Annotated in this window: 23 protein-coding genes; 6 read left to right on the top strand and 17 right to left on the bottom strand. The window is 58.3% G+C overall.

Features of this window, described 5'->3' with window-relative positions:
- Positions 1–99 precede the first annotated feature (99 nt).
- Positions 100–1,695 (top strand): calcium-binding protein, encoded by a 1,596-nt coding sequence (locus tag ACN0Q0_RS13555; RefSeq protein WP_417243937.1) that lies wholly within the window; start codon positions 100–102, stop codon positions 1,693–1,695.
- An 84-nt stretch (positions 1,696–1,779) separates the two neighbouring features.
- Here the strand turns inward: ACN0Q0_RS13555 and ACN0Q0_RS13550 are convergent, their stop codons facing one another.
- Complete coding sequence (locus ACN0Q0_RS13550) at positions 1,780–2,529, bottom strand: DUF1013 domain-containing protein (RefSeq protein ID WP_417243936.1); 750 nt, start codon at positions 2,527–2,529, stop codon at positions 1,780–1,782.
- Positions 2,530–2,668: 139 nt separating this feature from the next.
- Between ACN0Q0_RS13550 and ACN0Q0_RS13545 the strand changes: the two genes are divergently transcribed.
- Positions 2,669–3,310 carry a ribonuclease T2 family protein gene (locus ACN0Q0_RS13545; RefSeq protein ID WP_417243935.1) on the top strand — a complete coding sequence of 214 codons (642 nt, stop codon included), beginning with the start codon at positions 2,669–2,671 and terminating at the stop codon, positions 3,308–3,310.
- A gap of 5 nt (positions 3,311–3,315) precedes the next feature.
- Here the strand turns inward: ACN0Q0_RS13545 and ACN0Q0_RS13540 are convergent, their stop codons facing one another.
- Both ACN0Q0_RS13540 and ACN0Q0_RS13535 read right to left on the bottom strand, forming a co-directional pair.
- Positions 3,316–4,302 carry an NAD(P)H-quinone oxidoreductase gene (locus ACN0Q0_RS13540; protein WP_417243934.1) on the bottom strand — a complete coding sequence of 329 codons (987 nt, stop codon included), beginning with the start codon at positions 4,300–4,302 and terminating at the stop codon, positions 3,316–3,318.
- A gap of 21 nt (positions 4,303–4,323) precedes the next feature.
- Complete coding sequence (locus ACN0Q0_RS13535) at positions 4,324–5,016, bottom strand: COQ9 family protein (protein WP_417243933.1); 693 nt, start codon at positions 5,014–5,016, stop codon at positions 4,324–4,326.
- Positions 5,017–5,127: 111 nt separating this feature from the next.
- On the opposite strand from ACN0Q0_RS13535, the gene rpsU reads away from it, so the two are divergent.
- Complete coding sequence (rpsU, locus tag ACN0Q0_RS13530) at positions 5,128–5,334, top strand: 30S ribosomal protein S21 (protein WP_058263026.1); 207 nt, start codon at positions 5,128–5,130, stop codon at positions 5,332–5,334.
- Between the two features lie 142 nt (positions 5,335–5,476).
- Here the strand turns inward: rpsU and ACN0Q0_RS13525 are convergent, their stop codons facing one another.
- The 6 genes from ACN0Q0_RS13525 to mscL all read right to left on the bottom strand — a co-directional run bounded on the left by ACN0Q0_RS13525 (position 5,477) and on the right by mscL (position 11,951).
- A complete protein-coding gene (locus ACN0Q0_RS13525) occupies positions 5,477–7,513 on the bottom strand; it encodes a DEAD/DEAH box helicase (RefSeq protein WP_417243932.1) in 2,037 nt (678 codons plus the stop codon).
- A 100-nt stretch (positions 7,514–7,613) separates the two neighbouring features.
- Positions 7,614–7,973, bottom strand: coding sequence for a DUF779 domain-containing protein (locus ACN0Q0_RS13520; protein ID WP_417243931.1), 360 nt, complete (start codon positions 7,971–7,973; stop codon positions 7,614–7,616).
- Between the two features lie 149 nt (positions 7,974–8,122).
- On the bottom strand, positions 8,123–9,643 hold the full coding sequence (adh, locus tag ACN0Q0_RS13515; RefSeq protein ID WP_417243930.1) for an aldehyde dehydrogenase: 1,521 nt from the start codon (positions 9,641–9,643) through the stop codon (positions 8,123–8,125).
- Positions 9,644–9,822: 179 nt separating this feature from the next.
- A complete protein-coding gene (locus tag ACN0Q0_RS13510; protein WP_417243929.1) occupies positions 9,823–10,773 on the bottom strand; it encodes a GAF domain-containing protein in 951 nt (316 codons plus the stop codon).
- Positions 10,774–10,853: 80 nt separating this feature from the next.
- A complete protein-coding gene (locus tag ACN0Q0_RS13505) occupies positions 10,854–11,312 on the bottom strand; it encodes an Lrp/AsnC family transcriptional regulator (protein WP_417243928.1) in 459 nt (152 codons plus the stop codon).
- Positions 11,313–11,519: 207 nt separating this feature from the next.
- Entirely contained in the window at positions 11,520–11,951 is a 432-nt protein-coding gene (gene mscL, locus ACN0Q0_RS13500; protein WP_417243927.1) for a large conductance mechanosensitive channel protein MscL, read from the bottom strand.
- Positions 11,952–12,116: 165 nt separating this feature from the next.
- Between mscL and ACN0Q0_RS13495 the strand changes: the two genes are divergently transcribed.
- Positions 12,117–12,821 carry a glutathione S-transferase N-terminal domain-containing protein gene (locus tag ACN0Q0_RS13495; protein ID WP_417243926.1) on the top strand — a complete coding sequence of 235 codons (705 nt, stop codon included), beginning with the start codon at positions 12,117–12,119 and terminating at the stop codon, positions 12,819–12,821.
- A gap of 1 nt (position 12,822) precedes the next feature.
- On the opposite strand, the gene ACN0Q0_RS13490 is transcribed toward ACN0Q0_RS13495, so the two are convergent.
- The 3 genes from ACN0Q0_RS13490 to ACN0Q0_RS13480 form a co-directional block, all read right to left on the bottom strand.
- A complete protein-coding gene (locus tag ACN0Q0_RS13490) occupies positions 12,823–13,266 on the bottom strand; it encodes a YtoQ family protein (protein WP_417243925.1) in 444 nt (147 codons plus the stop codon).
- Positions 13,267–13,336: 70 nt separating this feature from the next.
- Complete coding sequence (pheT, locus tag ACN0Q0_RS13485; protein ID WP_417243924.1) at positions 13,337–15,730, bottom strand: phenylalanine--tRNA ligase subunit beta; 2,394 nt, start codon at positions 15,728–15,730, stop codon at positions 13,337–13,339.
- Positions 15,731–15,784: 54 nt separating this feature from the next.
- Positions 15,785–16,228, bottom strand: coding sequence for an ASCH domain-containing protein (locus ACN0Q0_RS13480; RefSeq protein WP_417243923.1), 444 nt, complete (start codon positions 16,226–16,228; stop codon positions 15,785–15,787).
- Between ACN0Q0_RS13480 and ACN0Q0_RS13475 the strand changes: the two genes are divergently transcribed.
- Positions 16,206–16,646 (top strand): hypothetical protein, encoded by a 441-nt coding sequence (locus tag ACN0Q0_RS13475; protein WP_417243922.1) that lies wholly within the window; start codon positions 16,206–16,208, stop codon positions 16,644–16,646. The two genes, ACN0Q0_RS13480 and ACN0Q0_RS13475, sit on opposite strands and share 23 nt — an antisense overlap.
- Here ACN0Q0_RS13475 and pheS read toward each other — a convergent pair.
- The 5 genes from pheS to pyk all read right to left on the bottom strand — a co-directional run bounded on the left by pheS (position 16,637) and on the right by pyk (position 20,287).
- Positions 16,637–17,707 carry a phenylalanine--tRNA ligase subunit alpha gene (pheS, locus tag ACN0Q0_RS13470; protein WP_417243921.1) on the bottom strand — a complete coding sequence of 357 codons (1,071 nt, stop codon included), beginning with the start codon at positions 17,705–17,707 and terminating at the stop codon, positions 16,637–16,639. The genes ACN0Q0_RS13475 and pheS overlap by 10 nt on opposite strands.
- A 153-nt stretch (positions 17,708–17,860) precedes the next feature.
- Positions 17,861–18,220 carry a 50S ribosomal protein L20 gene (gene rplT, locus ACN0Q0_RS13465; RefSeq protein WP_062216829.1) on the bottom strand — a complete coding sequence of 120 codons (360 nt, stop codon included), beginning with the start codon at positions 18,218–18,220 and terminating at the stop codon, positions 17,861–17,863.
- A gap of 14 nt (positions 18,221–18,234) precedes the next feature.
- Complete coding sequence (gene rpmI, locus ACN0Q0_RS13460; RefSeq protein ID WP_058247396.1) at positions 18,235–18,435, bottom strand: 50S ribosomal protein L35; 201 nt, start codon at positions 18,433–18,435, stop codon at positions 18,235–18,237.
- A gap of 148 nt (positions 18,436–18,583) precedes the next feature.
- Positions 18,584–18,805, bottom strand: coding sequence for a hypothetical protein (locus ACN0Q0_RS13455; RefSeq protein WP_417243920.1), 222 nt, complete (start codon positions 18,803–18,805; stop codon positions 18,584–18,586).
- 36 nt (positions 18,806–18,841) lie between these two features.
- Positions 18,842–20,287 carry a pyruvate kinase gene (gene pyk, locus ACN0Q0_RS13450; RefSeq protein ID WP_417243919.1) on the bottom strand — a complete coding sequence of 482 codons (1,446 nt, stop codon included), beginning with the start codon at positions 20,285–20,287 and terminating at the stop codon, positions 18,842–18,844.
- Positions 20,288–20,422: 135 nt separating this feature from the next.
- Between pyk and ACN0Q0_RS13445 the strand changes: the two genes are divergently transcribed.
- Positions 20,423–21,208 (top strand): N-formylglutamate amidohydrolase, encoded by a 786-nt coding sequence (locus tag ACN0Q0_RS13445; protein ID WP_417243918.1) that lies wholly within the window; start codon positions 20,423–20,425, stop codon positions 21,206–21,208.
- The last annotated feature ends 45 nt before the right edge of the window (positions 21,209–21,253 follow it).

Genomic DNA, 21,253 nt, shown 5'->3' with positions numbered 1-21,253 from the left:
GCACCCTAAGGGTGCTTCAAGGTTAATTTGCCGTTTACATATTCACCCCTCGGAAGGTAACCTGACGCCATTAGGGTATCACTGGGGAAGGTTTGAATTATGACAACATATACTTTTAACGGATGGGTCGAAGTCGGATTCTACGATTGGGAAACCGACGAATTTGCAGTCGTAGAAATGTATTCCGACACAATCAACTACGTCACTGACGTGTCAGGCACATCAGTGACGTACACGGTCGAAGGCCTGTATACAGAAGAGGACACAGGATTTTCCGGCGCGGATATCTTGCTCAGCGGCATTGGTGAGCTTCTCTACGCCTCTGACAGCACGGGCGGCGCCTCTGTTCTTGATGCGGATTACGTATCTATGGAGACATTTACGGTTGAGTGGGGGGGATCCAAGTCAACGACACTTCTGTCTACATTCCTGGAGTGGGAGAACCAGGATGCAGGCGGCTGGGACAGTGTTGGCCTGATGATCGCTATCGCAGGCGACACACTCCCAACCCTATCCAGTCCCGCGGACTTTATGGCATTTTATACAACAATCACCAATGTCAGCTTCGCCCCCCCTACCGGATACGGCGCGGGCGATGTGATCGATTTGACTGACGTGGCAGGCTTTGTCTCCTCAAGCGAAGATGACACATTCAAAGGCACCGAAGTTGCCGATGCGTTCAACGCGGGCGACGGCGACGACATCGTTTACGGCCTTGGCGGGAACGATGACATCAAAGGCGGGGCGGGCAACGACACCCTTTTGGGCAATGAGGGCGACGACACCCTCAAGGGCTATGACGGCAACGATGCCCTTGTTGGCGGTTCCGGCGCGGACAGGCTCTACGGTGGCAATGATAACGACGCACTCGATGGCGGCGATGACGACGACATTCTTGAAGGCGGCAAGGGCAACGACAGCCTGACCGGCGGTCAAGGCAGCGACGTCTTGAAAGGCAGCTCCGGTAGCGACAAACTCAAAGGCTATGACGGCGACGACATTCTGAATGGCGGATCCGGAAAAGACAAACTCTACGGTGGCAATGACAACGACACCTTGGACGGCGGCACAAACGACGACCTTCTGGATGGCGGCAAAGGCAATGACACTTTGGTTGGTGGCAAAGGCAACGACACCCTTAAAGGCGGCGATGGCAACGACAGCCTGAAGGGCTATGATGGCGACGACGCTCTGAGTGGCGGCGCCGGCAAAGATAAACTCTACGGCGGCAACAACAATGACAGCCTCGATGGCGGATCCGGCAACGACTCTCTGGATGGTGGCTCGGGCAACGACACGGTTGTGGGCGGCTCGGGCAACGACAAACTCAAAGGCGGCTCCGGCAGAGACACGCTCAAAGGGTATGACGGTGACGACATCCTCTATGGCGGCTCCGGCAATGATAAACTCTATGGCGGGAATGACGATGACGTGCTGAAAGGCAGCACTGGCAATGACAGGCTCAGTGGCGGTAGCGGCGTCGACACATTTATCTTTGATAGCGCCGTCAATGAAGGCACGAATATCATCACCGACTTTGTCGTGGGCGGGGATATCCTCGGCATCAGTGAAGGCCGGTATGAGACGTTTAACGATGACGGGGTCGATACCACCATGACCCTTGAAAGCGGGACGGTCATCATCTTTGAAGATGTGACAGGGTATCAAGATCTCAACTTCTTCGGGATTTTCTAAGCTGGATCTACGAACATGCGTACACAGAAAAGCCCGCCAGATTGGCGGGCTTTTTTAATGGCGTGACCTTGTTTCGGTCAGGCGTCAATCATCGTCGCCCTCATCGCCGTCATTATCCGGCAAGTTAAAGAAGCTGTCGGCGTCAGGGATCGGACCCTCTTTTTCGTCATCGTCAAGATCACCCGACAAGGAGAAGGCTTCGAGACCCGAAATGGCCGTTGGCATTTTGGGTTCGGTCCCCATGCCCAGAGATTGCTCGGTCGACAACAGTTTGCGGCGCTCGTCATCGGTCATTGCAGCACCTTCCGCGGCCCGTTTCGCAGCGGCCTTTTGCACAGCGGCATCAAGCTCGGTCTGCTTACACAGACCCAGGGCAACCGGATCAATCGGCTGCATGTTGGCAATGTTCCAGTGCGTGCGCTCGCGGATCGACTGGATTGTCGGTTTCGTCGTGCCGACGAGCTTGGCAATCTGGGAATCCGCCAACTCGGGGTGGAATTTCACAAGCCACAAGATCGAATTGGGACGGTCCTGACGTTTGGACAACGGCGTGTAGCGTGGACCACGGCGCTTTTCCTCACCAGAGGCGGCGGGGTTGAATTTCAACTTCAGCTTTTGTGCCGGATTACCTTCAGCCGCTTTGATCTCGTCGGAGGTCAACTGGTTATTCGAGATCGGGTCAAACCCTTTCACACCGGCGGCCACATCCCCGTCTGCGATACCCTGAACTTCAAGCTCGTGAAGGCCACAAAAATCAGCGATCTGTTTAAAGCTCAACGTCGTGTTGTCGACGAGCCAAACGGCGGTGGCTTTCGCCATAATTGGTTTTGCCATGGAATACTCTCCTTGCGATGCCTATGCCCCGAACAGAACTTCTGCGCCGCCTGAAAAGGCTTTCCCGCTTTGGGGACGTATCCGTTGTAAGGGAGCTTGGCCGGTGTATAGTGCGGAAATTGCGTAAGGGGAAGAGAAAATGAGTAAACGATTGGTGACCGCAGTCGCACTGGCCGCATCCACGTTTGGACTGACCGCATGGGCAGATGGCGAGGCAGCGGGCGATTTCGACTACTACGTCTTGTCACTGTCGTGGTCGCCAACGTGGTGCGCCCTTGAGGGCGATGCACGCAACTCCCCGCAATGCGACCGCAAGCTCGGGTGGGTCCTGCACGGGCTTTGGCCACAATACGAGGACGGTTGGCCCTCCTATTGTCACACCTCGGTGCGCGACCCGTCACGGCGTCAAACCGAAGCGATGGAGGACATCATGGGGACCGGTGGGGCCGCGTGGTATCAGTGGAAAAAGCACGGGCGATGTTCGGGCCTAGAGGCTCAGGCGTTCCTTGACCTGTCGCGTGCCGCCTATGACAAAATCAAACGCCCCTCGGCCTTTATGAAATTGCCCCACGATATCAAAGTCCCCGCCGCGGTCATCGAAGAGGCGTTTATGAACGTGAACGAGGGGTTGGACGCCAACGAGATCACAGTGACCTGCAAAGACTACCGGATCCAGGAGGTGCGCGTCTGCCTGACGCCCGAACTGGAACCGCGCACATGCGGCGCGGATACAATTCGCGACTGCACACTGACCGATGCCCTTTTACAGGACATCGAATAGCCGTCTCAAATCTCGAGCACGATTTTCCCGATGTGTGCGCCGCTTTCCATGTGGGCATGGGCGGCACTTGCATCAGCCAAGGCATAGCGGCTGTCCATCACCGGCGCGATGCGACCCGATGCGAGCAACGGCCAGACCCTGTCGCGTAGCTCCGCCGCGATCCGCGCCTTTTGCGCGTCCGGTTGCGGGCGCAACGTCGAGCCAGTCAGCGTCAGACGCCGCATCATAACGGCGGCAAAATTCAGCTCCGCTTTGGCCCCTTGCAAAAAGGCGATATTGACGAGCCGCCCTTCCATCGCCAACGCCCTGACATTGCGGGGAATGTAATCACCCCCGACCATATCAAGGATCAGATCGGCCCCGCCCTCCGCCTTCATCACCTCAACGAAATCCTCATCACGGTAGTTGATCGCCCGTTCCGCCCCAAGGGTCGCACAGACCGCACATTTCGCATCAGATCCCGCCGTGGCAAAGACCCGCGCGCCGAACGCATGCGCCAACTGGATCGCGGTCGTGCCGATGCCGGATGAACCGCCATGCACCAAAAACCGCTCACCCGCCCGCAACCCGCCGCGCTCGAACACATTCGACCAAACAGTGAAAAACGTCTCGGGCAGACAGGCCGCCTGCTCAAGGGTCAAACCCGCGGGAACAGGCAACGCATGGGCCGCAGGGGTCGCGACATATTCGGCGTACCCCCCACCGGGCACGAGCGCACAGACCTGATCGCCCACGGACCACATCGACACAGATGCACCAACGGCCACAACCTCGCCCGCCGCTTCCAAACCGGGTAAATCGGACGCGCCTGCGGGAGGATTATACATCCCCGCACGTTGCAACGCATCGGGACGGTTCACCCCCGCATAGGCCACCTTGATCACGATCTCGTCGACGCGCGGCACTGGCACGGGCCGCGTACACAGGCGCAGCACATCGGGACCACCCGCCTGTGAGATTTCAACGGCACGCATGGTGGTGGAATGGCTCATAGGGTTCTCCGTGGTCTCGAATTAATCAGAACGCGTGCCGGGAATGTCGTCACGCCCCACACCCGCAGGGGCCTTGATCGTGCCGAGGATCGCGGTCGGCAGCGCGAACAGCGCCGAAAGCGCCTTGTTCTCGCGCACAGTAGCCTTGGCTTTTTCGATCTGCATGACATTGGCAATGCGGCGGTCGATAAAGGCCCGCGTCTCGGTGAACTCTTCGCTCTCATCGCCAAGCCAGAACAGCACGGAGGAGGCAAAAACACCCGAAAGCGTAGCGCGTTTCGTGTACCAGTTCACATCGCGCGAGGTATCGCCCATCGCGTTCCAAATTGCGTCGCTCGTTTCCCAAAGTAGCTTGGTCCCCTCAGGCGCGTAATGCGGCAAGGAGAACAGCGACATGCCACGGCGCACCACCTCGCGGTCCACCGCCTGCAATCGCAACCAGACCGCATGACCGATCCGGTCCGAAAACCGCATCGCGCCCAGATCGGCATCCGCAAGCGCAGCGAGCATCGTGCGATCCCCCCGCTTGTGGTAGGCAGCGGCCAAATCGGCGGCCCCGCGAGGCGCAGACACATTGGCCAATCCCTCCGAGATACCCGAATCAGCAACCGCCGACTTGAACGTCTCGGGCCCCCATCCGTCGAACACCACGTGCGCAAGCGCCGCATCAAGCAGTTTTTCGCGGGTCGGGTCGAGATAAGCAGTGGTTTGCATCGGATCACTCCTGTTTGGGGTTATGGACATAGTAGACAAGGTAGGGGCGTTTTGCTATACGGCGGCTTCCTGCAATTCATGCAAATCTAACTAGGAAGGTGGTGACACCACATGCAGGTTAGCGTTCGTGATAACAACGTCGATCAGGCACTCCGTGCTCTGAAGAAAAAACTTCAACGCGAAGGCGTTTTTCGTGAAATGAAGCTCAAGCAACATTTCGAAAAGCCCTCCGTCAAGAAGGCACGCGAGAAAGCTGAAGCCGTACGTCGTGCTCGCAAGTTGGCTCGTAAAAAAGCTCAACGCGAAGGCATGCTCTAAGAGCTAAAGCCGTTCGATGTTAGAACGGTCCGAAGCACGCAAGTGCGAGGACATTAAAAGAATACAAACCCCCGCTGCCTTTTGCGCCGCGGGGGTTTTGTTTTGATCGCGCCGCCCCTATCGATGTCATCGCAACTTGCGTTTATTTCTTACGTGTCAAAACCGCATCGCCGCCCTTTGGTCCGCCTTTGGGGGCCGCACCTTTGCGATGGGGCTTTTTACCCGCGCCCGCTTTGTCGAACTTGCCTGCGGGCTTGCCGCCCTTGGGCTTGCCTGCCGGTTTTCCGGCGGGCTTGCCACCCGTGCCTGCGGGTTTCGGCTTGCCCTTGAACTTGCCTGCGGGCTTATCGCTTGGCTTGTCCTTGCGTGGCTTTACAGGGGCGTGAACAGCGTCATCGCGCTCCTTGCGTGCCGGCTTTTCGAACTTGTCATACTTCGGCTTGTCATAGCCCGGCTTGTCACCACGCGGTTTGTCATACTTGGGCTTGTCACCACGCGGTTTGTCATACTTGGGCTTGTCGTAGGCCGGTTTTTCGCCGCGTGGCTTGCCACTATGGCCGTCAAAGCGGGCCTTCGGCGAACGCGGTCCACCGGAACTAAACGTTGGCGTCCCCTCGACGGCGCGCGCAGTCACGCCATCCTCAAGCTCGCCACCGGCACCAAGCTGTTTCATGAAATCAGGGAAAGCAGCTTCCTGAAGTTCAACGAAGGTTTCCGTGTTCTCCATTTTGATCTTGCCGATTTTCGACTTGTCGATGTTTCCCGCACGACACAGCAATGGCAGGAGCCAACGCGGCTCGGCGTTCTTGTCACGCCCCACGGACAGCGCAACCCATTTGGACGGGCCAAAGGTTTCGCGCGGGTCTTTTTGCGGACGCGACCCTGTGTGGACATTGATCTCTTCGGGCGCGGACAGGCCCGCACGGTAGAGACGCAAACAGGCCGTTGCGATTTGCTCGGGGCTATATTTGGCCAGAAGCGTGGCCGCAAACACCGTCTCGGTTTCCGTTAACGCTTCGGTCCATGCCGCGTCATCCATCAAACGGGTCTCGTCGAGCGCCAGAATCTCTTCGGCTGTCGGCGCACCGCGCCATTCGGCTTCGATCTTGGCCCACTTCAAAAGGCGCTGCGCTTTTTTCGCGACATTATCGGGCGCGATCAGCACGGATGTCCCTTTGCGACCTGCACGCCCTGTGCGGCCGGAGCGGTGCAACAGGCCTTCGGTGTTGGTCGGGATATCCGCGTGGATCACAAGTTCCAGATTCGGCAAATCAATCCCGCGCGCCGCAACATCGGTAGCCACACAGACACGCGCACGCCCGTCGCGCAACGCCTGCAACGCATGGCTACGCTCGTCTTGCGACAACTCACCCGACAGGCTCACAACCGAGAAACCACGGTTGGCAAACCGCGCCGTCAAACGGGCCACGGCGGCACGGGTATTGGCGAACACGATCGACGTTTGGCTATCGTGATAGCGCAGCAGGTTGATAATCGCATGCTCGGCATCGCGCGGGGCACACTGGATCACCTGATACGAAATATCGGAGTGCTGATTGCGCTCGGACACGGTGGAAATCCGCACGGCATCGCGTTGGAAATTTGTGGCAATCTGGCTAATCGACTTGGACACGGTGGCCGAGAACATCAACGTGCGACGGTCCTTAGGGCATTCGCCAAGCATAAATTCAAGATCTTCGCGGAACCCCAGATCAAGCATCTCGTCGGCTTCATCAAGGATCACAGCGCGAATATCATCGAGCTCAAGCGCACGGCGCATGATGTGGTCGCGCAAACGCCCGGGGGTCCCGACAACAATATGCGCACCACGTTCCAACGAACGCCGCTCGGTGCGGGCATCCATACCACCGATACAGGTCACAACCTTGGCGCCCGTCTTGGCATAGAGCCATTCCAGTTCGCGGGCGACCTGCATGGCCAATTCGCGTGTCGGCGCAATCGCAAGAGCGAGCGGCGAGGCGGCGGGGCCAAAACGAATCTCGTCACCCAAAAGGGTTTTGGCGATGGCCAGACCAAAGCCCACCGTTTTACCCGACCCTGTCTGAGCCGAAACAAGCAAGTCGGCCTGTTCCAATTCAGGAGCTGTAACAGCGGTTTGTACATCGGTCAAAGTGTCATAACCGCGCTCGGCAAGCGCGTCAGAGAGGGGCGTAATCATGTGGGAATGTCCAATCGGCGCGCAGTCAATCTGCGCAATTTGGGCCCATTTAAAGGGTTTTGCCGCGTTTGTCCATTGCCGTCACGAAAAAGGGTGAACGCTAGGCGCTCAGTTGTGCGCTTTCCTCGTCCGTGAACAAACGCGCCTTGGAGTGAAAGCAGGTGCCACGCCCCGTATCGAGTGAAAAGCCCGCGCCATTACCGGCACCGGCGTCGAGGATCATCTGGCTATGGCGCCAAATCTCGAACAGGCTTTCGGAAATCCAGACCGGCGCACCGGCAACATCGCCCAGATGGACGTCGCGCGGCCCGACTTTAAAATCACCCTCTTTGTAACACATCGGCGAAGAGCCGTCACAGCACCCGCCCGACTGGACAAACATCACATCGCCATGATCGGCCCGAATATCCGCCAAAAGCGCCAGAGCCGCCTCGGTCGCCACAACACGTTCAACAGTCATCTCGCATCCTTTCCGAATTAAAAACGGTGGCCCCACGGAACGGGACCACCGGAAAACAGGGACGAGACGTGCGGCAAAGCTTGAGGCGAAGCCGCACGTCTCTTAGGGAGGGCGCCCGAATGGCGGCCCGGAACCCGCAACCGAGGCGTTTAGAAAAAGCCCAGTTTGTTGGGGTTGTAGGAGACGAGCATGTTTTTCGTCTGTTGGTAGTGATCGAGCATCATTTTGTGGTTTTCACGACCGACACCCGACTGTTTGTAGCCACCGAAGGCCGCATGTGCAGGATAGGCGTGGTAGTTGTTGACCCACACGCGACCCGCCTCGATGTGGCGGCCAAAGCGGTAACAGGTGTTCATATCACGCGACCACACACCGGCACCGAGGCCATACATGGTGTCGTTTGCAATCTCCAAGGCTTCCTCTTCGGTTTTGAACGTTGTCACGGACACAACGGGGCCAAAGATTTCCTCTTGGAACACACGCATCTTGTTGTGACCTTTAAGGATTGTCGGCTGGATGTAATAGCCGTCCGACAGATCGCCATCAAATTTTGCCGCATCGCCACCGGTCAGGACTTCTGCGCCCTCTTCACGACCGATTGTGAGGTAGGACAGGATTTTTTCCTGCTGTTCTTGCGAGGCCTGTGCGCCGACCATCGTGTTGATGTCGCGCGGGTCGCCTTGCACGATCGCCTCGACGCGGGCGATACAGCGCTTCATGAACTCTTCGTAGATATCCTCGTGGATCAGTGCGCGCGATGGACAGGTGCAAACCTCGCCCTGGTTGAACGCGAACAGAACAAAGCCCTCAACGGCCTTGTCGAGGAAGGCGTCATCTTCGCGCATCACATCGGCAAAGAAGATGTTTGGCGACTTGCCGCCAAGCTCGAGCGTCACAGGAATGAGGTTTTCTGTGGCGTATTGCATAATCATGCGGCCCGTCGCGGTGGAGCCGGTAAATGCGATTTTGGCAATGCGGGGCGAACGTGCGAGCGGCGCGCCCACTTCGGCACCGTAACCGTTGACGATGTTGAGCGTCCCTGCGGGCAGCACCTCGGAAATCAACTCGGCCAGAACCATGATTGCGGCAGGTGTCTGTTCGGCGGGCTTCAGCACGATACAGTTGCCCGCAGCCAGGGCCGGTGCGATTTTCCACGCGGCCATCAGGATGGAAAAGTTCCACGGGATAATCTGGCCGACAACGCCGAGCGGCTCATGGTAGTGGTAGGCCACGGTGTCTTCGTCGATTTCGGACATCGAACCTTCTTGCCCGCGCAGTACGGATGCAAAGTAGCGGAAGTGGTCAGCAGCCAACGGAATATCGGCAGCCATTGTTTCGCGGATCGGCTTACCGTTGTCCCATGTCTCTGCGGTCGCGATCAGTTCGAGGTTCGCCTCGATGATGTCAGCCACTTTGAGCAAGAGGTTGGAGCGGTCGGTCGCGGAGCGTTTGCCCCATGCGGCCTTGGCGGCGTGCGCAGCATCAAGTGCCAGTTCGACATCCGCCGCGTCCGAACGCGCCACGTCACAGACTTTGTGGCCTGTGATCGGGGTGATGTTTTCAAAATACTTACCATTCACAGGGGGGACAAATTTCCCGCCAATGAAGTTGTCGTATTTGGCCTTAAACGGGTTGGTGTATTTGCTATCAGTTTTGGACTGAACGTTCATAGGGTTTTCTCCTCCAAGAATGCCGGCGTCCTCCCGCCGGTATACCCGGATCATGACAAGCCGCACGCGGCTGCGTCAGCCCCCTCTCTCCCACAACAGATCAAAAGTGTCTCACGGGTGAGACAGTTTGATACAGATTGGCGTTGCGAGCGAACAGATCAGGTCACCCTATGGCCCGATCAGGTCGCATCGAGGCCAAGCCGGCCCATGCGACGATAAAGCGTTGCCCGACCGATTCCCAACGCACGCGCCGCCGCTGACAGGTTGCCGCCAGAACGTGCGATGGCGCGTTTGAGCGCGGCACGTTCGGCCCGTTCCAAGGCGGATGCGGTTGTGTCACGTCCCAAAATATCCGACGCAGGGCGCGGTGTGAGCGCACCGCCCTGTCCCAACCCGAACACACGCCGCGCCGCGCGGGTTGCTCCGACGATAAGGTCGTCACGATCCACCGCCAACAACACCGCCCCCTCGGGACGCTCCTCGGGCGAGGTCACGATACGGGCCTTGGGAAAGGCCGCGCGAAAGGCTTCGGTTTCGATCTGTTTGGCGGTTTGGGCGACGACGCCCGCAATCAGTCGCGAATAGGCTTCGGTTTGGTCGGCGCGACATGACGAGACATCCAACGCCGCGATCAATTCCCCATCGGGACCGAAAATCGGCGCATCCATACACGACATCGCAGTGTTGCGGCTCAGGAAATGCTCATCACGATGGATGGTGATCTGGCGGGCCTCTGCGATGCAAGTGCCGATACCGTTGGTCCCCTCCGCTCCCTCCGACCAATCGGCGCCGTACCACAGCCCCCACTTGTCAAACGTTGCGGCATCGCCATCGGACGAACGCAGATCAAGGACGACCCCCTCGCGGTCGGTCAACACCACGCAACAGCCCGTTTGGCCAACCATCTGGAACAGGTGATCGAGCTTCGGGGTGGCGAGTTCCATGAACGGCCCCATACTGTCGCGGCGCTCATTGACTTCGCCGCGTTCAAACCGGCGCGGGGCGTGGCTCAGCGCGGGATCAAGGCCATGCTTGTTGAGGGATCGACGCCAACTGGCCGTCAATCGCGATCCGACAGATCCCGATTCGACGGCAGAAATCACATTATCTGCGTGCTTTATCCGTGCCATAGATCGCATCCTCCCCGAAACGACAGCACCATGAGTAGCATAGACACCCGTATTTCCCAAAACACTACTGCGCACGCCCCTCACACCGGAAGGGCGGTCGTCTTGAACACCGTGCGCATGGCGAAAGAGGATTGCATTTTCTGCACCCCGGGCAGGCGCACCAATTGGCGGTGAACGATTGCGAAATGTTCGGTGTCTGCGGCGACCACCTTGAGCATGTAATCCGCCGACCCCGCCATCAGGTGACACTCCAAAACATCCTCGACCAGAGCCACGGCCCGCTCGAACTCATCCAGGGTCTCGTCAGCCTGACTGTCGAGTGTCACCTCGACAAAAACGGTGGCACGCCGGTCAACGTGGCGCGGATCGATCATGGCGGCATAGTCACGGATCACACCCTCCGCCTCCATCCGCTGTACGCGGCGATGACAGGCCGACGACGACACATTGGCCTGAACCGCCAGATCCGCGTTTGAAATGCGGCCATGGCGCTGCAAAATACGCAAGATGCGGCGGTCGGTATCGTCCAGTGTTGTCATGGCGGCGGATTGTCCCAAGCTGACCCGAATTACGGGAGAGTGTTCCACAGCCATTTTTTATACGCAAGCGGCGACGGAACCCGCGGCATCCCCCGTATGATATGATGTGTCCCCCAAGTCGTGGCACCCTGCCACGCAAAAGGCCCGCCGGAGCAATCCGACGGGCCTATTTGTGTGCTCCACGAACGCGAGCGATGATGTGGCCACTTACTTTTTCGCGAGCGAGTCGCGAATTTCGAGCAACACATCAAGCTCCGATGGGCCCGCGGGCGCTGCGGGGGCGGCCTCGACGGGTTTCTCGGCGGCGGCTTTGATTTTATTCACGCTGCGCACCAACATGAACACCACAAACGCGATGATCAGAAAGTTGATGACCGCCATGATGAACGAGCCATAGGCGAAAATCGCGGCACCGCTTTCGCGGGCATCCGCAAGGGGCGTCCCCGCCGCAACATCACCAGACAGAACCACATATTTATTCGCAAAATCGATGCCGCCCATGAACAAGCCGATGAACGGGTTGATCAGGTCGTCGACCAAGGATTTCACGATCGCGGTAAAGGCCGCACCGATGATAATACCAACGGCCATGTCCATGACATTGCCCTTGGCGATAAAGTTTTTGAATTCTTTCAACATGGAATTTTTCCCACTTAAGTCCCACCAATGGCTGCGACAACCTGTCACAACCCCGCACATTGCATAGCAGAATTCCGAACAGTCTCTAGCCCTTTTGGCGCGCACCGCGCACACTTAAGTATAACAGACGCCTGAAAGTCACAGACCCTCATAGAAAGCCGCCACATGTCACGCACCCTCTCTTCCCATCCGGTCACTACCCGTTGGCCCGCTCGAAACCCGACCGTTTTACAGCTCTATTCCTTCCCGACACCCAACGGCGTAAAGATCTCCATCGCGCTTGAGGAAATGGGGTTGGCGTATGAGCCACATCTCGTCACCCTGTCGGACGCCGATGTCAAAAGTGATGCTTTTCTGGCGCTCAATCCCAACAACAAAATTCCGGCCATCATTGATCCCAACGGACCGGACGGACAACAGATCGAGCTGTTTGAAAGCGGGGCGATCCTTTTGTATCTCGCTGAGAAAACGGGGCAATTCCTATCCTCTGATCCCAAAACCCGCATTGAAACCATCCAATGGGTGATGTTCCAAATGGGCGGCGTCGGCCCGATGTTCGGACAATTGGGTTTTTTCCACAAATTCGCAGGGGCCGCGATGGAGGATAAAACCGCCCGCGACCGCTATGCGAACGAGGCCAAGCGGCTGTTGAATGTCATCGAGACGCGCCTTGAAGGACGCGATTGGATGATGGGAGACTATTCGATTGCCGATATGGCCCTCGCCCCGTGGCTCAACGCGCTTGATTTCTACGGCGCCAAAGAGATCACAGGTGCGGATCAGCTTAAAAACGTCCCCGCCTACATTGACCGCTTTTACGCACGGCCCGCCGTGCAGCGCGCGAAAAACATTCCCGCACGCCCCGAGTAAATCAGGACGGCAAGGTTCCGTTCAAAACATAGGTCAGCATCTCGACCACCTGCTGCGGCGTTTCGCAAACGGCAAGCGCCGCAGCATCCACTTCCTTCAGCGCGTGCTGATGATCGGCCCCATGCATGACGATCAACGCCTTGCCTTTGGCGGCGGCATAGCCCGCATCAAACGCGGCGTTCCATTGTTTGTACTTTTCACCAAACCGCACCACGACCACATCCGCCGCCTCGATGGCCATGCGGGTGCGGATCGCATTGAGCTTCGCGCCCTTGTGATCGTGCCAGAATTTATCCGTCTCGCCACCAAGGATCGCAACGCCACAATCATCCGAAGCACCGTGATCGGTGACAGGCGCTGAAAAGTCGACATCAAGTTGCGCTGCACCTGCAACGATTTGATCACGCCAATCGGTGTGAATTTCGCCTGACAAATAGACCTTCATATCTCTCTCCCGCTCTTGGCAAAAAGGAGGCCGAAGCCCCCTTTTCATATCATGATCCTAATGGCGTGCGTTATCCGCGCAAGGTGCCACCCGTGGCTTTTTCGACTTTCGCCACCACTTTGGCTGACAATTCATCAAGGTCTTTTTCCTTGAGCGTCGCCTCTGTCGGTTGAATGCGCACGGTGATGGCGAGGGATTTTTTATCCTCACCCAACGAGCCGCCGATGAATTCATCAAACACACGCACCTCTTCGATCAGCGCCTTGTCCGCGCCACCCGCCGCGTTGACCACGTCGAGCGCATTGACGGTTTTGTCGACGACAAACGCAAAGTCCCGCTCAACCGCTTGCAGATCATTGGTGAAAAACGCCGAACGCGCCACCTTGGTGCCGCGCGGCATGGGCGCTGCTTCGAGATAGACGGTGAACGCCACAGCCGGACCTTTGACGCCCATCTGTTTGAGCACCTTGGGATGCACTTCGCCAAACTGCGCGAGGACCTTTTTCGGGCCAAGACAGATTTTCCCCGACCGTCCGGGGTGGAACCACGCCGCCGTGTCGCGCATGATCTGCGCCTTGGCAGGGGCGCCAATGGCGGCCAGAACGGCCTCTGCATCGGCCTTGGCATCGAACAGATCAATCATACGACGTGCGCCATGGACATCCTTTGGACCGGTCGCACCAACGAGCAAACCACCAAGCTGCACATGCTGCTCACCAGGTTCACCACCATGGAACGCAGGCCCGCATTCGAACAACGCCAGATCGGAAAATCCGCGCGCTTGGTTGCGGCTCGCCGCTTGCAACAGGCCGATCAACAGATCAGGTCGCATATGGCTCATCTCCGACGAAATCGGGTTTTGCAATTTCACCGCATCCGAGCCGCCACCGAACAATTGCGCACTTTTCTCGTCCACAAAAGAATAGGTAACGCATTCGTTGTAACCCAAAGCCGCCGCCGTATGACGCGCCGCACTTTCGCGCACCTGCATCGGGGTCTGGATTTGTTTGGCCACGCCCGTAGGGCGCGACAAGGGTTTCGGCTCCAGATGCGTTAGACTTTCAACGCGGGCGACCTCCTCAACGAGATCCGCCGAACCAAGCACATCGGGACGCCAAGACGGCACTTTGGCCATATCGCCATCCATCTCGAACCCCAATGCGGTGAGAATTTCGACCTGACGCGCGGGCGTGATTTCCATCCCCACCAGCGACTGCACGCGGTCGGTATCGAGAGGATAGGCGCGGCGCACATCGGGCACGTCGCCGGCGACCACAACCTCGGACGGGGTGCCGCCGCACAGATCAAGGATCATCGCGGTGGCGTCTTCCATCGCTTGCATGTTGTAGGCGGGGTCAATGCCGCGCTCGTTGCGGTACCGCGCATCGGAGTTGATTTTGAGCGCACGGCCGGACTTGGCAATATCGAGCGTATTCCACACCGCCGCCTCGACAAACACGTCCACGGTGTCATCGGTACAGCCGGTTTCCAAACCGCCCATAACCCCCGCAACGCTTTCCACTTTGCCGCCCGACGAAATCACCATAGCGCCCTCGGGCATGGTGTAGGTTTTCTCGTCCAGAGCCACGAGTGTTTCGCCACCTTTGGCGCGATGGATGGACAGGCCTCCCTCCACTTTGCCCGCGTCGAATACGTGCAATGGACGGTTGCGATCATAGGTGAAAAAGTTGGTGACATCGACAAGCGCCGAAATCGGACGCAGACCAATCGCGGTCAAGCGGTCTTGCAACCACTGTGGCGAAGGGCCGTTTTTCACGCCCTTGATCAAACGCCCCGCAAAGACGAAACAGCCATCCTTGGCCGCGTCCTCGATTGTCACGGAGATCGGGTTGGCAAACGCGCCCGCAACAGTCGGGGTCGCGGGGGTTTTGAGCGTGCCAAGACCACGCGCGGCCAGATCACGGGCAATGCCATGCACGCCGAGCGCATCGGGACGGTTCGGCGTAATCGCGATCTCGATCACAGGCTCGACCTTTGACGGGTCGTGTTGCGCCAGATAGTCGGCGAACTCCATGCCGATCTCACCGCCCTCAAGCTCGATGATCCCGTCGTGGTCCTCACCCAAGTTCAATTCGCGCATCGACGCCATCATGCCAAAGCTTTCGACACCACGGATTTTGCCGACCGAAATCGTAATATCCAGACCCGGAATATACATGCCCGGCTTGGCCAGAACGGCGGTGATCCCCGCACGCGCATTGGGCGCACCACAGACGATCTGGGTTTCGCCCTCGTCGGTGTCGACGGTGCACACGCGCAACTTGTCGGCGTCGGGGTGGCCCACGGCCTCGCGCACTTTCACGAGCTTAAAGCCCTTGAGCGCCTCGGCGGGGTTTTCCACGCCTTCCACTTCGAGACCCAGATCGGTCAGCGCATAGAGGATGTCGTCGAGGGAGGCCTCGGTGTCGAGGTGCTCTTTGAGCCAAGAGAGAGTGAATTTCATGTCGGTGTCTCCTTTGCCCGCGCGGGCGTCGGTTTGCGTGTCGGGAGGGCGGCGTTAACGGACGCCGAGATCCTCAACCAATTCGAATGTTTCAAATACCAAAAGCGTATCACGGTCCAACTCGACACCCTTTTCGCCCTTGGTGCCAAAGGCCTTGGTGATGCGTTTGCGCCATGCGTCGATATCTTTGTCCTCGCCCTCAAGCTTGGCCATTTGCGGCGTCACATGGCGGAACTTGATGCGGTCCACTTTGAGCGTGCGCACGACCATTGCGGGGGTGCCGTCCCAGTTGGCGATGATGTCGGCACGCCCCACTTGCGGCAGGGCGTCAGGATCATTGTCGAACTCGGAAAACGGCAAACAGGTCGCGGTTTTCTTGCCCGCAGCGACGAGTTTGTTGAGCGCATTGCACCGCGCCTCATCCTCCGCCAACCGAAACGTCCCCGCGCCGGGATAGGTATCTTGGAGGTCTTCCATGTTGTCAGAGTTGTTGGTCATGATTTTTCTCTTTTACGAAGCTCTCGCACTTTGCGAAATGAGTTTCCCATCCAAACGGCACCAACGGGCAAACAGTAGTCGCAGACAGGGCATTCAGGGCATTGAAGAAGAAGGCGAAAACAAGGGGCCCACCGAAAATCAGCTGGCAAAAAAGTTGCCTTTTACGAAGTTGACAAAGGCGATCCCGTCCGCCAGGCGTAATCCGAGCTACCGCTTGATCACCAGATATATGCACATTCGCCAGATGATTTTGCGCTTCAAGATCTGTGAGCAAAGAGTGATCCGTGAGTTTCAAGTCCATCAGTTTAACATTGGGACCGCCTCGCTGCGCACTAACCTGCTTGAGTACGCGATACTCCCTATGCGTCGGGTACAACATCACCCAAACCTTTTGAACCCAACTCAAGTTCACCCGTGAATCCCCCCCGCCAACGTCGGGACGCTCAGCGGGTTGAAGCCGTAGTGGCGCAGCCAACGCAGGTCGCTGTCGAAGAAGGCGCGCAGATCTGGAATGCCGTATTTGAGCATGGCGAGGCGGTCGATGCCCATGCCAAAGGCAAAGCCCTGCCACTCGGCGGGATCAATGCCGCCCGCTTTGAGCACGTTGGGGTGCATCATGCCGCTGCCCAGAACTTCGAGCCAATCGTCGCCCTCGCCCACTTTGACGGTGCCGTTGTCCCATTTGCACTGGATGTCCACCTCCGCCGAGGGCTCTGTGAACGGGAAGTGCGAGGCGCGGAAACGGGTTTTGACTTCGGTGCCGAAAAACGCGGTAAAGAACTCTTCGAGCACCCATTTGAGGTTGGCCATCGACACGTCTTTGCCAAGGCACATGCCCTCCACTTGGTGGAACATCGGCGTGTGGGTCTGGTCGTAGTCACAGCGGTACACACGGCCCGGTGCGATGATGCGAATGGGCGCGCCCTGTTCGGTCAAGGCACGGATTTGCACGGGGGACGTGTGGGTGCGCAACACATGCGGGGCGCGGTCGTCGCCCTCGCCGCGGTGCATGTAGAACGTGTCATGCTCTTGGCGTGCGGGGTGGTGCGGCGGGATGTTGAGCGCGTCGAAATTGTGCCAGTCATCCTCGATCTGCGGACCTTCGGCGACGGCAAACCCGAGATCGGCAAAGATCGCGTAAATTTCCTCGGAGACGCGCGAAATCGGGTGCAACGTCCCTTGGCGACGATCACGGGCGGGCAATGTCACGTCAAGCCACTCTTCGGCCAGACGGGCATCAAGTGCGGCATCTTCGAGGCCCGCCTTTTTGGCGGCGAGGGCGGCGTTGATCTCGTCCTTGAGGGCGTTGAGTTTTGGACCGGCCTCCTGACGTTGCTCCGGCGTCATCTTGCCAAGCTCGCGCATTTTCAGAGCCACTTCGCCCTTTTTACCGACCGCTTGCAGGCGGATATCCTCAAGCGTGGATTCGTCAGCCGCATTCAAAATGGCGGTGAGGTATTTGGTCTTTAGGTCGTCCATCTGGCACCCCTGTATTCTGGACGCACCCACAGAGGGAATGCTCCGTATTCCTGTTCCCCCGCTTGGTATCACGGAGGGTTTGAAAAGCAAGAAGCCGCGAGACCCCATAGGAGGTCCGCGGCTTCAAATATCTACCCGAAAAGGGTGAGTAGCTTAGAGCGCGGCCTTCGCCTTATCGACGATGGCACCAAACGCTTCGGGCTCATGCACGGCGAGATCGGCGAGAACCTTGCGGTCCACTTCGATGCCCGCGAGGGACAGGCCGTTGATGAACTTGGAGTAGGTCAAGCCATCGTCATGGGCGCGAACAGCAGCGTTGATACGCTGAATCCACAAAGCGCGGAAATTGCGTTTGCGATTTTTACGGTCGCGTGTCGCGTATTGGTTTGCCTTGTCGACAGCCTGCGTTGCGGTGCGGAAGTTACGGCTACGGGCGCCATAATAGCCTTTCGCGGCCTTAACGATTTTACGGTGACGGGCGTGGGTAACAGTACCACCTTTGGTGCGGGACATATCCTAGCTCCTTCTTAGCGGTCGTATGGCATGTAGGACTTCACGATCTTCGCATCGGGTGCGGAGAGCGTGGTTGTACCACGTGCGTCACGGATAAATTTCTTGTGGCGTTTGATCATGCCGTGGCGTTTGCCGGCCTGACCTGCCATGACCTTGCCTGTGGCGGTCACTTTAAAGCGCTTCTTAGCGCTCGATTTCGTCTTCATCTTGGGCATTTCCATCTCCTTCGTATTTCGATGGTTGTAACGCGCGACTCGGCATGCCGTTTAGCCGGCCACGCACCATGAGCGCGTGCAAGTACACGGGGGGGGTGCCTTTGGCAAGTCTGTTTGTAAAGATTGTCGGGCTTGCGGGCGAATTCGTTTAGAAATAGCGCCCGAGCACACGGGTGAGCGCCATCGGGATGTCGCCCACGGCATATCCACCGGGGTGTTGGGTGACGGCGAGGATCAAAAGACCCCCGCCGATCATCACGAGCATGGCCGCCGCACGGGGCGGACGGCTTTCCGACAGTGCGCCGATAACGGCAGGAATGGCGAGGACCAAAACAGCCGTGCCGATAACAAGAAATAGATCGGTATCCATAGTCCCCACCGCCCCAAAAACGTTTTACGGACGCAATTATTCGGGATCGGTGTTGAAAATCAAGCGTTCCTCGCACGGCGCAACACGAAGAATGTTGGTCGAGCCGGGCTGATTGAACGGAATACCCGCCGTGACAACGATCATGTCTTTCTCCGTGGCGAACCCCGCGGTGCGCGCGGCCCGCGCCGCGTTGACCACAGCCATTTTAAAGCGCTCGACCTCGCCGGTCATCACACAGTGCATGCCCCAATAGAGACACAGCTTGCGGGCGGTGTTGCGGCGCGATGTCATGGCGATGATCGGAACATGAGGTCGCTCGCGGGCTGTCAGGGAGGCGGTGGTGCCGCTCTCGGAATAGCATACGATGGCTTTGACGTTGGTGGTCTCGGCGATCTCGCGGGCGGCGGACACGATGGCATCGGCCACGGTATCTTTGGCGGCCGAACGGGAGGCATCGATCACTTCGCGGTAGGTTGCGTCGTTCTCGACCTCCATCGCCACGTTATTCATCGTGGTGACGGCCTCAATCGGGTAGTTCCCTGCGGCGGATTCGGCGGACAGCATGATCGCGTCGGCGCCCTCATAGATCGCGGTCGCAACGTCAGAGACCTCGGCACGGGTCGGCATCGGGCTTTCGATCATGCTCTCAAGCATCTGCGTGGCCACGATCACCGGCTTGGCGGCGGCGCGACACTTGCGGATCAGGCGTTTCTGGATCGGTGGAACGGCATGCACCGGAAGCTCGACCCCAAGATCACCACGGGCAACCATGATCCCGTCGGATGCGGCCAGAATATCGTCAAAATTCTCGACGGCAGACGGCTTTTCAATCTTGGCAAGAACCGCAGCGCGGCCATTCACCAGCTGTTTGGCCTCAACCATATCTTCGGGGCGCTGAACGAACGACAACGCGACCCAGTCGACACCCAGTTCACAGGTGAACTCGAGGTCCTTGCGGTCTTTGGTGGACAGCGCAGCAAGCGGCAGCAATACGTCCGGGACGTTCACGCCCTTGCGGTCGGAAATCGTCCCCCCGACGATGACAACACAGTTGGCGTAATCCTCGCCGCAGTCCTCGACCTGAAGGCGGATTTTGCCGTCATTGACGAGCAGGTTCGCGCCTGGCTTCAGGGCTGCGAAAATTTCGGGGTGCGGCAGTTGCACGCGATTGCTATCGCCAAGAGCCGGATCAAGATCGAGGCGGATCTTATCGCCCTCTTCGAGGTCATGCGCCCCGGACGAGAATTTTCCAACGCGCAATTTCGGGCCCTGAAGATCGGCGAGAATCGCGATCGGGCGACCGAGATCTGTCTCGACCTTGCGAATAATCTCATGGCGAACACGGATTTCGTCATGATCTCCATGGCTCATATTGAGGCGAAAGACATCCGCACCGGCCTCGGCGAGCGCGCGGATCATCTTATAGTCATTGGAGGCGGGCCCAAGAGTGGCCACGATTTTCACGTTCCGTAAACGTCGCATACTGCCTTACATCCTTTTAAGTCATTAAATTTCTTTCAGGGCCGTTCCCTCTATGCCGCAAACACGAGGGCGGCACAACTGGCGGTTTTAGCGCAAACACTTTAAACAAGTCTGCAAATCAAATGTGATGGACCGATGACCCGACCTTTACCCTTTGAAATTATCGGACCTGCCCGCACCGGACGGTGGCTTGTGACCTGCGACCATGCGAGCAACCGCGTGCCGGACGACATTGCCGTCGACGGGATATGCGGCTTGGGCCTGCCTCCCGCCGAGATGGCGCGCCACATTGCCTATGACATTGGCGCACGCGGTGTCACCGTGGCCTTGTCAGAGCTGTTGGACAGCCCCGCCATTGCGTCGACCTTCTCGCGCCTTGTGATTGACCCGAACCGCGGCGCGGATGACCCCACCTTGGTGCGCAAGATCTATGACGGAACGATCATCCCCGCCAATCGCCATGCCGACAGCGCGGAGATCACCCGCCGGATCGACACCTATTACCGCCCCTACCATGATACCTATGAAGCACTGGCGGCACGGCGGGCAGACACAGTGATTGTTGCTGTTCACAGCTTCACCCCCCAACTCAAATCGCGCCCGCGCCGCCCGTGGCAAATCGGCATCCTTTCAGCCTATGACAAACGCCTGACCGATCCGCTGATCGCCGCGATGGAAACCTCTCCCGCCCTTTTGGCCGCAGCTGACAGGCTTGGCGAGCGACTTTGTATCGGGAACAACGAGCCCTACGATGGATGGTTCGCCGGAGATGCCATTGATCAACACGCCCTGCACAAGGGGCGGCTGAATGTTCTGATCGAGCTGCGCTCCGACCTGATCGAGACGCCGGACGCGCAACGCCACTGGGCACACCTGCTGGCCCCGATCCTACACGACACGCTTGTCCGGATTGATCTTTAACGCAATCGACCCAAGGGGGCGGAACTGTCTCCATGCCGTCAACAG

It is taken from the genome of Celeribacter sp. (assembly GCF_048259695.1).
Taxonomy (GTDB): Bacteria; Pseudomonadota; Alphaproteobacteria; order Rhodobacterales; family Rhodobacteraceae; genus Celeribacter.
This window is presented reverse-complemented; position numbering and strand designations above follow the sequence as displayed.

Excerpts from the sequence above, each read along its gene's own strand:
- ACN0Q0_RS13555 (WP_417243937.1), top strand. The coding sequence starts at position 100 with ATGACAACATATACTTTTAACGGATGGGTCGAAGTCGGATTCTACGAT.
- ACN0Q0_RS13550 (WP_417243936.1), bottom strand. The coding sequence starts at position 2,529 with ATGGCAAAACCAATTATGGCGAAAGCCACCGCCGTTTGGCTCGTCGAC.
- ACN0Q0_RS13545 (WP_417243935.1), top strand. The coding sequence starts at position 2,669 with ATGAGTAAACGATTGGTGACCGCAGTCGCACTGGCCGCATCCACGTTT.
- ACN0Q0_RS13540 (WP_417243934.1), bottom strand. The coding sequence starts at position 4,302 with ATGAGCCATTCCACCACCATGCGTGCCGTTGAAATCTCACAGGCGGGT.
- ACN0Q0_RS13535 (WP_417243933.1), bottom strand. The coding sequence starts at position 5,016 with ATGCAAACCACTGCTTATCTCGACCCGACCCGCGAAAAACTGCTTGAT.
- rpsU (WP_058263026.1), top strand. The coding sequence starts at position 5,128 with ATGCAGGTTAGCGTTCGTGATAACAACGTCGATCAGGCACTCCGTGCT.
- ACN0Q0_RS13525 (WP_417243932.1), bottom strand. The coding sequence starts at position 7,513 with ATGATTACGCCCCTCTCTGACGCGCTTGCCGAGCGCGGTTATGACACT.
- ACN0Q0_RS13520 (WP_417243931.1), bottom strand. The coding sequence starts at position 7,973 with ATGACTGTTGAACGTGTTGTGGCGACCGAGGCGGCTCTGGCGCTTTTG.
- adh (WP_417243930.1), bottom strand. The coding sequence starts at position 9,643 with ATGAACGTTCAGTCCAAAACTGATAGCAAATACACCAACCCGTTTAAG.
- ACN0Q0_RS13510 (WP_417243929.1), bottom strand. The coding sequence starts at position 10,773 with ATGGCACGGATAAAGCACGCAGATAATGTGATTTCTGCCGTCGAATCG.
- ACN0Q0_RS13505 (WP_417243928.1), bottom strand. The coding sequence starts at position 11,312 with ATGACAACACTGGACGATACCGACCGCCGCATCTTGCGTATTTTGCAG.
- mscL (WP_417243927.1), bottom strand. The coding sequence starts at position 11,951 with ATGTTGAAAGAATTCAAAAACTTTATCGCCAAGGGCAATGTCATGGAC.
- ACN0Q0_RS13495 (WP_417243926.1), top strand. The coding sequence starts at position 12,117 with ATGTCACGCACCCTCTCTTCCCATCCGGTCACTACCCGTTGGCCCGCT.
- ACN0Q0_RS13490 (WP_417243925.1), bottom strand. The coding sequence starts at position 13,266 with ATGAAGGTCTATTTGTCAGGCGAAATTCACACCGATTGGCGTGATCAA.
- pheT (WP_417243924.1), bottom strand. The coding sequence starts at position 15,730 with ATGAAATTCACTCTCTCTTGGCTCAAAGAGCACCTCGACACCGAGGCC.
- ACN0Q0_RS13475 (WP_417243922.1), top strand. The coding sequence starts at position 16,206 with ATGTTGTCAGAGTTGTTGGTCATGATTTTTCTCTTTTACGAAGCTCTC.
- ACN0Q0_RS13480 (WP_417243923.1), bottom strand. The coding sequence starts at position 16,228 with ATGACCAACAACTCTGACAACATGGAAGACCTCCAAGATACCTATCCC.
- pheS (WP_417243921.1), bottom strand. The coding sequence starts at position 17,707 with ATGGACGACCTAAAGACCAAATACCTCACCGCCATTTTGAATGCGGCT.
- rplT (WP_062216829.1), bottom strand. The coding sequence starts at position 18,220 with ATGTCCCGCACCAAAGGTGGTACTGTTACCCACGCCCGTCACCGTAAA.
- rpmI (WP_058247396.1), bottom strand. The coding sequence starts at position 18,435 with ATGCCCAAGATGAAGACGAAATCGAGCGCTAAGAAGCGCTTTAAAGTG.
- ACN0Q0_RS13455 (WP_417243920.1), bottom strand. The coding sequence starts at position 18,805 with ATGGATACCGATCTATTTCTTGTTATCGGCACGGCTGTTTTGGTCCTC.
- pyk (WP_417243919.1), bottom strand. The coding sequence starts at position 20,287 with ATGCGACGTTTACGGAACGTGAAAATCGTGGCCACTCTTGGGCCCGCC.
- ACN0Q0_RS13445 (WP_417243918.1), top strand. The coding sequence starts at position 20,423 with ATGACCCGACCTTTACCCTTTGAAATTATCGGACCTGCCCGCACCGGA.